The 13909-nt window shown below is 31.7% G+C and carries 8 protein-coding genes and 1 pseudogene; all 9 read right to left on the bottom strand.

All coding sequences use genetic code 11. The features are described from left to right. Nucleotides 1–60: 60 nt before the first annotated feature. The 9 genes and pseudogenes from bcp to rimP all read right to left on the bottom strand — a co-directional run bounded on the left by bcp (nucleotide 61) and on the right by rimP (nucleotide 13727). Nucleotides 61–519, bottom strand: a pseudogene (gene bcp, locus GYM72_RS00530) (thioredoxin-dependent thiol peroxidase). Nucleotides 520–732: 213 nt separating this feature from the next. Then, a complete protein-coding gene (locus GYM72_RS00525) occupies nucleotides 733–1656 on the bottom strand; it encodes a GYDIA family GHMP kinase (protein ID WP_220264337.1) in 924 nt (307 codons plus the stop codon). A gap of 20 nt (nucleotides 1657–1676) precedes the next feature. Continuing rightward, nucleotides 1677–2087: a thioesterase family protein gene (locus GYM72_RS00520; protein ID WP_220264336.1), complete on the bottom strand. Its 411-nt coding sequence runs from the start codon at nucleotides 2085–2087 to the stop codon at nucleotides 1677–1679. 89 nt (nucleotides 2088–2176) lie between these two features. After that, nucleotides 2177–4132, bottom strand: coding sequence for a putative porin (locus GYM72_RS00515; RefSeq protein ID WP_220264335.1), 1956 nt, complete (start codon nucleotides 4130–4132; stop codon nucleotides 2177–2179). Between the two features lie 208 nt (nucleotides 4133–4340). After that, the gene (locus tag GYM72_RS00510; RefSeq protein ID WP_220264334.1) at nucleotides 4341–5756 is read right to left on the bottom strand and encodes a RagB/SusD family nutrient uptake outer membrane protein; all 1416 of its coding nucleotides are present in this window, start codon (nucleotides 5754–5756) and stop codon (nucleotides 4341–4343) included. A 17-nt stretch (nucleotides 5757–5773) separates the two neighbouring features. Beyond that, a complete protein-coding gene (locus GYM72_RS00505; protein ID WP_220264333.1) occupies nucleotides 5774–8845 on the bottom strand; it encodes a SusC/RagA family TonB-linked outer membrane protein in 3072 nt (1023 codons plus the stop codon). A 249-nt stretch (nucleotides 8846–9094) separates the two neighbouring features. Beyond that, entirely contained in the window at nucleotides 9095–11941 is a 2847-nt protein-coding gene (infB, locus tag GYM72_RS00500) for a translation initiation factor IF-2 (RefSeq protein ID WP_105296344.1), read from the bottom strand. A gap of 63 nt (nucleotides 11942–12004) precedes the next feature. Beyond that, nucleotides 12005–13240 carry a transcription termination factor NusA gene (gene nusA, locus GYM72_RS00495; protein ID WP_105296345.1) on the bottom strand — a complete coding sequence of 412 codons (1236 nt, stop codon included), beginning with the start codon at nucleotides 13238–13240 and terminating at the stop codon, nucleotides 12005–12007. 19 nt (nucleotides 13241–13259) lie between these two features. Beyond that, on the bottom strand, nucleotides 13260–13727 hold the full coding sequence (gene rimP / locus GYM72_RS00490) for a ribosome assembly cofactor RimP (RefSeq protein WP_220264332.1): 468 nt from the start codon (nucleotides 13725–13727) through the stop codon (nucleotides 13260–13262). Between the last annotated feature and the right edge of the window lie 182 nt (nucleotides 13728–13909).

Here is a 13909-nt window from a genome sequence, read left to right as displayed (position 1 = left end):
TGTTTTTAATCCTTTAAAATATTCGTCGTTTAAGAATATCTAAGTTAATTAATGTTTATCTTACAGATTCATAGTTTTAAGAATTTGTTCTGCATGATTCTTTGTTTTTACTTTGGTAATAATATTTTTAATTATTCCATTTTCATCAACTATATAGGTATATCATAAGATACCTTCGTATTCTTTTCCCAAAAATTTTTTCTTACCCCATGCTCCAAATGATTCTATTATTTTTTTATCAACGTCTGCTATAAGCGGAAAAGGAAATGAATATTTATCATGAAATGATTTTTGTTTATCTACTGAATCTTTACTTATTCCTATGATTTGATAGCCTTCTTTTTGAAGATTTGCATAATTATCTCTAAGATTACATCCTTCAGCTGAACAACCCGGAGTATTTGCTTTGGGATAAAAATATATGATAAGTTTTTTTCCTTTAAAATCTGAGTATTTAATTATTTTTCCTTCTTGGTCAAGTCCCTCAAAATCAGGAATCTTATCCCCTATTTTTAACATCGTTTTGGGTTTAAACTTTTGGTTATGTAAAGATATTCATAAAAAATATAAGTATCAATTTTTTCAAAACTCTAAATTACATATCCTTACCAACCACCAACCTAAGCAATTATATATCAAACCATTAAGAAACCAAATAATTCTCAGCTATAAATTTTCAATTTATTTCAATTAAGTGTAAGTAAATTTCATGAAATACTGAAATTTTAAATGCTATAGTATAAGATCCTTGTAACTTTTGATTACTTCATATCCTTTGTTTTTGAAATAGGTTTCCGAACATTCTAATTTTTCAGCCATAATAAAATCTCCTCCCCAAGCTCCCAGACTCTTAACAACCCCCGGATAATCACTGAATAAAACTTTTTTTACTGTATCTATATTGATAAACTCTGAAATCAATTGTTCATGTTCTGAAATAAGAATTCTGAATTGATTAAAGGTAATTTTTGGGTCTATAATTTCTCGGGTTATCTTTGAAACGGCATCTATGAGATTTTCCGACTTCGTTTTTTGTTTATAATGCTGTATTCCTTCTCTTGAATTTTGTTTTTGATTCAAATAAATAAATAAAAGATTTTCCGTTATTGCGGAAGATATTTCTACCTTTTCAATTTTCTTTACTTCATTTTCTATTAGTTGATAGGTAATAGGCGTATAGGCTTCGGCACAGGCTATATCATAACCGCTTCCTCCAAAAGTTTTTTCTAATAATTTATAGGGATTTACTTTTGTCCATTGTGCTACATTATTGATTAAGGTTGAACTGGTTCCCAAGCCCCAATTTTCGGGAAAGTCCAGCCGAGTTATACATTCGTATCCTACTTTATTTTCAAATTTTGTGCTTCCTAATTTTTGTACTTCTTGGAAAATAAGGAGTAATTGTTTTGAAAAATTTATATTCGTCGTTTCATCGATTTTATTGCTGTTAATATCTAAAACGGTTTTAAACCATAATTTTCCATCACTTTTATAGGCAGTCCATACCAATTTATTAGAAAATTCTTGAGTTTGGTGTATTTGAAGAGATTGTCCTAATCGAGTGGGTACGGCTAAACTTAAGGCACCATCCAGTACCGTATATTCTCCGGTTAAAAGTAATTTACCGTTACTTTTAAATTTTTGTAAAATACTCAAATTATGAGAGTTTATTCTGTTTATTTTTGAAGGTATATAGCAAATGATTCATCTAATAGCGCCGGCATACTTACACGTCCATTGACTACACTTACTACTTCTGCTTTTGCTTCAGAACATACTTTGTTGTCGGACTTGCGTATAATTTTTTGATTAAATATATAACGGATTCCTTCTTTTTCCAATGAATCTATGGTACATAAAAATTTTTCTCCTCCTTTTAGTGAACTCATATAGCGTACATGAATGCTTATTAATACTAAATCGATTCCTTTTTGGTGTAAATCATAGAAATCTAGCCCATTATGTTCTAGAAATTCATGACGGCCTACTTCATAATAGTGTTGATAATTTGCATTGTTTACGATGCCTTGTGCATCACATTCATAATCTCGTACTTTTAAATCGATTTCAAAAAGAGGAGTATTCATAATTTAATTTTTTATACGTAATAGTAAACTCTAATTTATGAAAAATTTCGCTTATAAAAAAGGGATTGTAAGATTTTTATTCATGGTTTTTAGGTGAATATATACCAGAGTATTCCTATATTTAAACGAAAATCTGTATATGGATTAAGTGGCGAACTGTAGAATTTGTAACCACTAAAACTGGAGTTGAAATGTTGTCCTTCTAGTATAATCAACATTCTTTTGACTTTAAAATGCAGAAATAAATCTAATACGGGATATTCTCCAATATTATAATTTTCTGTTTTTGATTGTAATCTAAACTCATTGGTTACCGGTAAAAAGAGTCTGGATTGGAATTTATTAAAGTAATAAGCATTTAATCCTAATTGGAATTCTGCATTATTTTTAAATGCTTTTGATTGGTAATAAATGGTTGCTCTACCAATGAAATCCGGCAAGGGTAAGAGTTGTTTATTACTGGTAACATTTTGATATGCTAAATTAGTTTCCAAATGGAATTTTTTATATTGAAAACTGTTTTTCAAACCTACTTGTACTACATCCACTGAAGAACCGGCTTGTTTAGGAAGATAATCACTATCTAAATAGGTATAATTTTTTATATTATAAAATTGTGTAAAAACTCTTGTATTATAAGGTTTTATATGTAATTCTCCTCCTGCTTGAACTGTTCTTTCTTTTTTAGGGTCATCCATAAAATAATTCATGGATTTATAAAAACTTTGATTATACAGCAAGTTTAACGACGGTATCTGGGATTTAACTCCTACATTAGCTTCTAAATAATAATCTTTTAAAGGACTGACTATTAAATGATTGTCTAAGTAATACGAATTTTTAAATTCATCTCCCGTCATTGCCTCTCCTTGTGATTTTAAAACAATTTCTTTCTTCCAGTTAAATGCAAGTTTTCCGGCTATTCCCACTCGATTGTCTTTGAGATTTTTGGGAAAGGAAATACTTGGATCAACTATTCGGTCAAAATTAAATTCTAAATGTTCATATTTAAATCCTGTTTCCAAATGTAATTTATCGCTCCAATCAAAAACTGCCATGGATTGATTGGTAATCTTTCTAAGCTTTTTGGTGTTGTAATGACTTTTCAAATTGTCTACATCAAAAATACCTTGTTTATCTGAAAAATAGGAATTTAGATTTTTAAATTCTTCATAGGTAAAATGGGAAGATTCTGCCGAAAAAATATTTTTTATAGATAAAGGATAGGTGTTATGTCCCGAATTAAGTATTCCTAATTGTTGACCGACATAAAATCTTCTTCTTCCATATTTTGATTGCGCTCCTGTAAGGTTTACTTCCATTCGGTCCCGATCTTTAAATCGGCTGTCTCCATCTTCGAAATTTTTTGGAAATTGAATTCCTCCGTTTTCTTCATCGTCTACATTAGCTGTTATATAGTGAGTCCACAAATTATATTTTTGATTTTTGGTATGATAGGCAAGTGTGAATAAAAGTGAATTATTGGAAGCTAATTGTTCTAAATATTTTCCTTCTGAACGTAATCCTCTGTATTGTATGGAATAATTTAGCCTTGAATTGATATTATGTGTAAATAAACTTGATAATGAATGGCCTTGATTATATCCATTGTTGTATTGGAATTCGGTCATCGGGGTCTGAACATCAAAATATCTTACTTCATCTGCTTCTATTAGGTTAAAAGATTTTCCCGTAGGAATTAAATCTATTCCCGAGTTAATTTTAGTTGAAAATAATAAAGGATTAAAAGTATGTCCAATATTGGAAAACGGCATGGCGCCAAAACTATCTTTGTGATTGTACATTTTATTGCTATAGTATTTATCTATAGTTAAAACCGTATCAAAGATTTTTTTCGCATGGTCTTCCGTCCAATATTTATAGGATTGAATGGTTGGGTTATAAATTTTAATTGAATCAGAAGAGATAGGTTTACTGTTTGTTACAGGCATTTCGTTTGTGTTCCCTTCTGAAACCTGAGCAAAAGAAAATATTGAAACTATGCTTGAAAAAAAACAGATAAAAAATATTCTAATTCTACTCATGTACGTAAACAATATGCAAATATAAAAATAAAAAAACGGCAAAAAAACCGACTTTTTATTATATATGTTATATTGTTCTTAATATTTGTTAAAATAATGCCGAATATCATTATTTACGTTCTGTATTTAAAATAATTTTAGTATTTAATAAAAAGCTATTTATAAAAAAACCACCTTAAATAAGGTGGTTTTTTGTGTATATAATCTATTAATACCCTTTATTTTGTTGATCTTTGTTCATTCCTGCATTATTATCTATTTCGGATTGCGGTATCGGAAAAGCTAATCTGAAGTCTCCAACTGGGAAAGTAACATCTTGTTCTCCTGTTAAGTCTATTCTTGTTAAGGTTTTATTCCATCTTAACAAATCCCAAACTCTGAATCCTTCTCCTACTAATTCTTTTCTTCTCTCTTCTTTTACATCATCCATGGTTATTGTTGTTAATGGAGTAATTCCTCTTTGAGCTCTAATGCCGTTTACTAATTCTAAGGCTTCAGCAGTAGAACCTCCTCCTCCCATTAATATGGCTTCTGCCTGATTTAAGGCTATTTCTTCATATCTTACTAACTTTTGATTGGATTCTCCTGTTAATAACGGATATTTACCTTCTATGTAGGTTGCATTTTTGGAAGAATTTTGACGCAACATTCCGGTTTTGTCTTTACTATCTTTTTTGATTTTAGCTCTGATATCTTCAGGATCGTATGCTGCAACTAAACTTGGATTTAATCGGGTATTGGCGTATCCTTCTGATGAAAAAATATAACCTACACTTGAAGTACCAATAGCCCCTGCAACGCCATAAGCTAATTCAAATATTGAGTTAAGTCCTTCTATTCTCCAACTGGTTACATATAAACCTTTGTCAATAGGTGCATACTGAGCGGTAACTTCACTGGCATATTTATAGACATTGTTATACTCTTCTTTGTATAAATAGTATCTCGACATTAATCCGGCTATCGCTCCTTTAGTTAATTTTTGTTTAACATCAATGTTATATACTGATTTTTCATAGGCTTGTTGAAAATCAGATTCGATTTGAGCATAGCATTCATCTAAGGTTGCTCTTGATACAGCGAATGTTGCCGGATTGGTTGTATTTTCTAAAATTAAGGGAACACCTAAATTTTTGTCTTGTGTATATTTTTGTCCAAACAATTTTATGAGATCGAAATATGCCCAAGCTCGGATTGCATAGGCTTGTGATTTAATTTCGTCAATTTTTTCTTCCGAAGTTCCATCTGTTATAGTTGCGTTTATGACAATATTTGCATTGGATATTACTCGATAGATTCTTTTCCATGTTTCACTTGCATAACTGTCGGTTGCATTCATGGTAAATTGAGAAACTGTCTGATATCTTCCGGAAGAACCTGTTGAGAACATTTCATCACTTCCTCTAACTTCTCCGAAAACTACATAATTACATCCGTAATAATATTGGGATCTCATTAAGGCATAAGTTCCGTTCATAAATGTTTCCAGCTGACCCAAAGTAGTAATGGGCGTTTCATCTATTACATCGGTTTGTTGCAATTGTGGGTCTGTAAAATCATCTGAGCATGATACGGTTGAAATTAATGATGATAAAACAGTTGCTAATAATATAATCTTTTTCATGGTTATCTTCTTAATTTTTAAAATCCAACATTAACTCCAACAGTAAATGTTTTTATTATAGGTTGTTCAAAGTTACTTCCTCCTCCATTGACATTTTGTTCAGGTTCTATTTTCAGATGCCTTACTTTACTGTCAAAACAATAGGTCCAAATATTGGTTCCTCGTAGATATATTTTAAGGTTAGTTAATCCTATATCATCTAATACTGATTTTGAAAAAGTATATCCGATGGTTAAGTCTCTTAATCTGATGAAATCGCCATCATATAAAAATCTGGTTGATGAATAGTTGGATTTTGAAGAATTGGTAAGTATTGGTTTTGGATTTGAAGCATGAGGATTATCCGGCGTCCAGAAATCGCCTTGTTCTTCATATCCTCCATATATATGTATATATTGTCCGTCACTGGTAGTGTAATTTCTCCATCCATCATATATTTTATGTCCGAAATTACCACTGAAGGTTGCAGATAAAGATATTCTTTTATAAGATAGATCTGTTGAAAGCCCTGCCATGTATTTTGGAAGTGTAGTTCCTTGAACGGCTCTTTCTGCTTTATTATAATCGGTAGTTACTTCTCCTCCTTTTCCATTTACATACCATTGTCCTTCTCCTGTAGTAGGGTTAACTCCCGCCCATTTCCTCATATACCAACTTTTTACGGCTTCTCCTTTTCTAACAATATTTACTCCTGTGATAGATTCACCTAACGGAAGATTTGTTACTTCATTTTTTACGTAAGTGAAATTACCGGATAGATACCAGTTGAACCCGTCAGGGGTATCTGATTTTATTATTGTTCCTCCTAAATCTAATTCAATTCCTTTGTTTACCATATCTCCGGCATTAACTAATACGGTAGAGAAACCTGTGGTTAATGATATACCTTTAGGGAATATTAAATCTTTTGTCTTTTTGTGAAAGTATGAAGCTGAAAAATTCAATCTGTGATTAAAAAATTCTGTTTCGAAACCTGCATCAAACTGTCTAATTTTTTCCCAAGTGAAATCTTTATATCCTAATTGATAGATATATCCTCCCGCAGCATCATTATAATTTAAATCATATCCATATTGTGCAAATGAATTTAAATCGTCATATAGTAATTGATTTCCTAATTCTCCATATGAAGCTTTGATTTTTAATAAATCAATGGATGATCCGATTAAAAATCTTTCATTGGAAATATCATAAGCTGCTCCTACAGACCAGAATGTCCCCCATTTATTACCTGAACCAAAGTTATTTAATGCTTCTCTTCTTATCGTTCCGTCCAGAAAATACTTTTTACTGTAATCGTAACTTACATTCGCTGCATATGCATTTCTAGTAGCGATATAGCCATTTCCGGTGGTTTCTTCATTTTTAACAAAATTATCTGTAGAATATAACCCCAGTCTTCCTAATGTAGTATTTGAAGTGCTTAAGTATTTATAGTCTTTTTTATAAGCTTCTTGTATAATTCGTGTATCAAAGTGATGGTTTTCTCCTACTGTGAAAAAGTAATTTAAAATATTCTGAACATTCCAGTTAAAATATCGCACTCTTTCATTAATCATTCTTCCGTTTGTATTTGCTCCGTCTCCATGAATTGGATTATCATATTTATCTCTTTCCATGTTTATATACTCAGGCGCGAAATTTATCACATATCTTAAATTATTAATAATCTTGTACTCACCTTGTATATTAGCAAAAACTCTGGCTGTTTTAGTGGTTATGTAGTTATTTTCCAATAAATACGCGGCATTAAACATACCGTTAAACATTCTTCCGCCTTCTCCTAAATTGTAACTTCCATCCGGATTTTTAGCAGGGTCAGTTGGCAGCATAAAGTATTTAGTTAATAACGGATTTGAAAAATATCCTCCGTTTAAAACACTATTTTGTTTGGTATAAGCCGCATTGATATCTGTACGGATGGTTAATTGATCTGTAGCTTTATAATCAGTTGCTAATCTCCCACTTACTCTATCAAAGTCTGTACTTCTTACAGTACCTTCTTGTGAGAAATAATTAAGAGACGAAGCATATTTTAATTTATCTGAACCTCCGGTTACTCCAATATTTAGACTGTTTTGAGAGGTATAATCTCTTTCCACAAGTTTAGTCCAATCAGGAACCTCAGTTTTACCATCCCATAACGGCAAAGTGGTTTCTTTTGGAGCCAATTCATTATTTATATAATCGATGGCTTCTTGTTCTGTTAAATTTCTTTTATTTCTAACCGCTTCCGTTAAAACTCTGTTCCATGTTCCCGGAGTGATTGATTTTGGTCCTTTTACCGCTTTTTTTCCAAAACCTCTTTCCAAGTCAACTGAAAATTTAGCTTTCCCGTTTTTTCCTTTTTTGGTAGTTATCACAATAACCCCCGCTCCTGCATCAGCACCATACAAAGAGGTAGCTGCTGCATCTTTTAAGACCGTATAGGATTCTATATCATTGGGATTTATGGTTGCTAAAACATTCGTTGAAGGATCTGTTTCGGATTTGTTACGATTATTGGTTAAATTACCTGAAGAAATTCTTACCCCGTCAATAATGTAAATCGGATTGTTATTTCCGTTTACAGAGGTAACTCCTCTCAATCTTATTTGTGCAAGTCCTCCCGGCTGACCTGTGGAGGAGTTTACTGACAAACCTGAAACTCTTCCTGCTAAGGCTTTATCAAATGATGCAATCGGGGCATTTGATATATCTGATCCTTTTACCACAGATGCTGTTCCTACCACATCTTTAGCATCTCTTATTCTACCGAATCCTAAAACAACTACTTCTTCAATTTCCTTTTCGTCTTTTTTCTCGATTTTTTTAGAAAATTTAAATGCTAAATCATCTTTTGCTATTACTTCTTCAGATTCTTCTTCTAAATTCGTAATTACTAAAACATCCCCAACTTTTCCTGCTGATAATTCAAAATTACCGTCATCATCGGTTCTTGTAAAAGTATTCGTTCCCTTAATTTCGACCTTTGCTCCTATGGCAGGTTCACCATCAGCCTCTTGTACATTTCCTTTAATTTGCCCAAAAGCAAATTGACCGGATAAGCACAATCCTAGCACACTTAAAATTTTAAGTTCTTTCCTCATACAATAATATATACTTAGTTAAACAACAAAATTCTAACATTTTTTTAATATATCCAAAAATAATATTAAATTATCTTAAAATAATAGCTTTTTGTTATAAATATAGTTAAATTATTATGTAAATATTAAATAATAAAAAAATTAGACGTAATTCATTGAAAGAACACTATAATATAAGATGGTTGGAAATAAAAAAAGCTGTATGAAATTTCATACAGCTTTTATATTAGTTATGTATAATTTTAAAATTTAAATCTTCAATTTTTTCTTAACTTCTACTTCTTCGTATACTTCCAATAAATCTCCTATCTGAATATCATTATAATTCTTAATATTCAATCCACATTCGTATCCTTTGCTTACTTCTTTTACATCATCTTTAAATCTTTTTAAGCTTTCAAGCTCACCGGTATATACTACTATGCCTTCTCTAATGATACGTATTTTAGAGTTTCTGTTAATAGTTCCATCTAAAACCATACATCCTGCAATAGTACCCACTTTGGAAATTTTAAAGGTTTCTCTAATTTCAACATTTCCAATAATTTGTTCTCTGATTTCAGGAGAAAGCATACCTTCCATAGCTTCTTTAACATCGTTAATTACGTCGTAGATAATGGAATAGGTTCTAATTTCGATTTCTTCTCTTTCTGCTAATTCTCTGGCACTTTGGTTTGGACGAATGTTAAATCCAATTAATATGGCATCTGAAGCTGCTGCTAATAAGATATCAGACTCTGTAATCTGTCCAACTCCTTTATGGATGATATTGATTTGTATCTGATCATTAGATAATTTTTGTAAAGAATCTGTTAGTGCTTCTACTGAACCATCTACATCTCCTTTTAGGATAATGTTTAATTCTTTAAAATCACCTAACGCAATTCTTCTTCCAATTTCATCTAAGGTGATATGTTTTTGAGTTCTTATGGATTGTTCTCTGATTAATTGCTCTCGTTTGTTAGCAATTTGTTTTGCTTCTTTCTCATCCTCAAATACCCTAAATTTATCCCCAGCAGTTGGCGCTCCATCTAAACCTAAAACCGTAACGGGAACTGATGGACCGGCTTCTTTCATCGGTTTTCCTCTTTCATCCATCATAGCTCTAACTTTACCGTGATTTTTTCCCGCCAAAATGTAGTCTCCAACTCGTAAAGTCCCATTTTGTACTAATATGGTTGATACATAACCTCTTCCTTTATCTAAGGCTGCTTCAATAACCACTCCATTAGATAAACGGTTAGGATTGGCTTTTAAATCCAATATTTCAGCTTCTAATAATACTTTTTCAAGTAGAATATCAACATTGGTTCCAAACTTAGCGGAAATTTCTTGGGATTGAATATTACCTCCCCAATCTTCTACTAATAAGTTCATTTGCGATAATTCTTCCTTGATTTTATCAGGGTTGGAATTAGGCTTATCAATTTTATTAATTGCAAATATCATAGGAACTCCCGCTGCTTGAGCGTGACTGATCGCTTCTTTGGTTTGAGGCATCACATTATCATCTGCTGCAACTACGATAATTGCTAAATCGGTTACTTGAGCACCCCTTGCACGCATGGCGGTAAAGGCTTCGTGTCCGGGTGTATCTAAAAATGTGATTTTTTGCCCATTGGAAAGCTTAACATTATAAGCCCCTATATGTTGTGTAATCCCTCCGGATTCACCGGCAATTACATTGGTATTTCTTATATAATCCAGCAAAGAAGTTTTTCCGTGGTCCACGTGTCCCATCACTGTAACGATTGGAGCTCTGGTAACCAAATCTTCTTCTTTATCTTGTTCTTCTTCAATAGCAGAATCATCTACTTCAGAATCGGTAAATTCAATTTTATAACCAAACTCATCGGCTACCAATACCATGGTATCAGCATCTAACCGTTGATTCATGGTTACCATAACACCCAAGGAAAAACATGCAGAAATAATTTCAGTTGCTGCAACATTCATTAGACTCGCCAACTCGTTAACTGTGATAAATTCAGTTACTTTTAGGGTGTTATCTTTTCTTTCTTGTTCGTGTAATTCAGCTTCTTGCTCTCTTCTTTGAATTCTTTTATCTCTTCTGAATTTTGAACTCTTAGATTTTCCTCCTTTGGATGTTAATTTTTCTAAGGTTTCTTTTATTTGATTTTTTACTTGTTCATCTGTTAATTCTGCAGGACGAACATTTCTGTTTCCTCCGCCTGAATTTGGACGTCTGTTTCCTCCGCCTTTTTTAAAGTTTTTATTTTGTCCTTGACCTGATCCGCCTTTTTTATCTCCGTTGTTGTTTATTGATTTAGCAACCGCATTTACATCAACTTTAGAGTCTTTAACAATTCTTTTTCTTTTCTTTTTCTCAGAATTTGAATTTTCTTTATTGACTTTTTTAGGTTTTTGAAATTGTGTTAAATCAATCTTTTGACCTGTAATTTTAGGTCCGTCCAACTTTTGGTATTGGGTTTCTAACTTTTCAGGTTCGTCGTCTTGTGATTTTTTTTCATTCTCCTCAACTACCGGTGAAGAAGAAACGACCTGTGGTTTTTCTGATTTTTTTTCTTCTTTGATTTCCTGTTTCGGCTGCTCTTCTGCATTTTTCTCTTTCTGTTTTTTAACCGGATGTGTAGGTTCCTTAGCTCTTTGTAGGTCTTCAGGAGATATTTTTCCAACTATTTTAATACCCGATTTTTTTTCTTCTACAGGTTTAGTTTCTTTTTGCTCAACATTTTGAGAGGAAGTTACTTTTTCTTCTTCTTTTTCTTTCTCTTTTCTAAAATCTTTTTTAGTCTTTCTATGAGCATCTAGGTCTATTTTACCTATTGTTTTAGGTGCAGCTATTTCATCGGCTTTAACCTTAAATATTTCCGGTTGCTCCACCTTCTCTTCCTTTCTTCTTTCCGGAATTTTGTTTATGACCACATCTAAAGACGCATCTTTTTTCATTTTATCTTCTGAGAATTCAGTAACTAAGAGCTGATACGCTTTTTGATCTAACTTTACGTTAGGGTTTTTCTCAATCCCGACATTTTGAGAATGTAAATATTCTACTGCTCTGTCAAGAGAGATATTAAGGTCTTTTAATACTTTACTTAATCGAATACCCGACATATTATACTTTGTTGTTATTCTATTTTTTTTACAAATATGATAATTTATTGAAAGAAATTTACATTATTCTTCAAATTCTTCTTTTAAAATACGGATCACATCTATAATGGTTTCTTCTTCTAAATCCGTAAGTTCTAATAAATCATTTACATCTTTTTCTAATACAGATCGTGCTGTATCTAATCCTACTTTTTTCAATTCTTCAATAACCCAGCTTTCTATTTCATCGGAAAATTCTGTCAATTCAATATCTTCTTCTTCCGGCTCATCTCTTCGGACATCAATCTCATATCCTGTTAACCAACTAGCCAATTTAATATTTTGTCCACCTTTACCTATCGCTTTAGACACTTCTTCCGGTCTTAAGAAAACTACTGCATGTTTGTTTTCTTCGTCTAATTCCATAGAAGATACTTTTGCGGGACTTAAAGCTCTTTGGATAAATAATTGCTGATTGTTGGTATAACTGATTACATCTATATTTTCATTTCTCAATTCTCTTACAATTGAATGAATTCTAGATCCTTTCATACCGACACATGCTCCTACCGGATCTATTCTGTCATCATAGGATTCTACTGCTACTTTGGCTTTTTCTCCCGGTATACGAACAGTTTTCTTAATGGTAATTAATCCATCATATATTTCAGGAATCTCAAATTCAAACAGTTTTTCCAAAAATTTAGGTGAAGTTCTTGAAAGGATAATTAATGGTTTTCCTCCTTTAAAGCCTACTTCTTCTACCACGGCTTTTACGGTTTCTCCTTTTCTGAAGAAATCGGATGGTATTTGATTTTCTTTGGGAAGTATCATGTCATTTTGATCTTCATCCATTAAGATAACCTGCTTATGACGAATATAATGGACTTCACCGCTTACAATTTCTCCTTCTATTGATTTGAATTTTTCATATAAATTAGAGTTATCGTATTCGGCTATTTTTGTGTTCAATACTTGTTTGAATGCAAGAATATTTCTTCTTCCTAATTCGTTTAATTCAATCTTTTGGGTATATTCTTCTCCTACTTCAAAACTTGGATCAATTTTTCTAACTTCACTGATTTCTATTTCTAACAAATCATCTTCAGACATTTCATCTTCAACGATTTTTCTATTTAAATATATCTCCAAGTCCCCTTTATCCGGGTTAACAATAACATCAAAATGATCATCTGAACCATATCTCTTTCTTAAAACGGTTTTCATTGATTCTTCAACGATTGCCATTAAAGTAATTCTATCTATATTTTTCTCGTCTTTAAAATCTGCAAATGATTCTATTAACTCTATACTATCCATCGGTCCGTTCTAATTTAAATTAAAATTTTATATTAATTGTTGCTCTTTTTATATTGCTGTAAAATATTTCTTCGTTGACTTCTATAGTTACTTTTCCTTTACCTACTTCTTTAGCCCTTCTTTCCTTCCATGTAAGAACTACTTTTTCTTCGTCTGCATCAACTATAGTTCCATTTAGCTCTCTATTTTCTATAGTAATAATCTGTAGATCCCTTCCCTTATTTTTCACATACTGTCTTGGATATAATAAAGGATTGGTTATACCGTAAGAATAGACTGACAATTCAAAATCTTCTTCTTCTCTGTCTAAGTTATTTTCAATTGCTCTACTGCAATCTAAACAATCTTGCACAGAAACTCCTTCGTCTCCGTCTATGGTAACTTCAATTTTATTAGTTTGAGAAACTTTACAAGATATTAAAAACAAATCTGCTCTAGTTTGAAGAAATTCTTCTAATAATACATTTACTTTCTCTTCCAATGCCATAATAACACCCTCTAATAAACAACTAAATCTTAACAATAATTTACTATACTATTTTTTCTAAGAATAAAGTACAAAAAAAAGCCCTTGTAGATAGGCTTTTAATAATCTTTTAAATCCCAAAAACTTTACAAATGTAATACTTATTTTCTAAATAATAAAATTATACTCTCTATGTATAAGAT

This window comes from Apibacter sp. ESL0404, assembly GCF_019469245.1.
Lineage (GTDB): Bacteria > Bacteroidota > Bacteroidia > Flavobacteriales > Weeksellaceae > Apibacter.
Note: the sequence above shows the minus strand (reverse complement) of the source record. Positions and strands in the feature narration are given on the sequence as shown.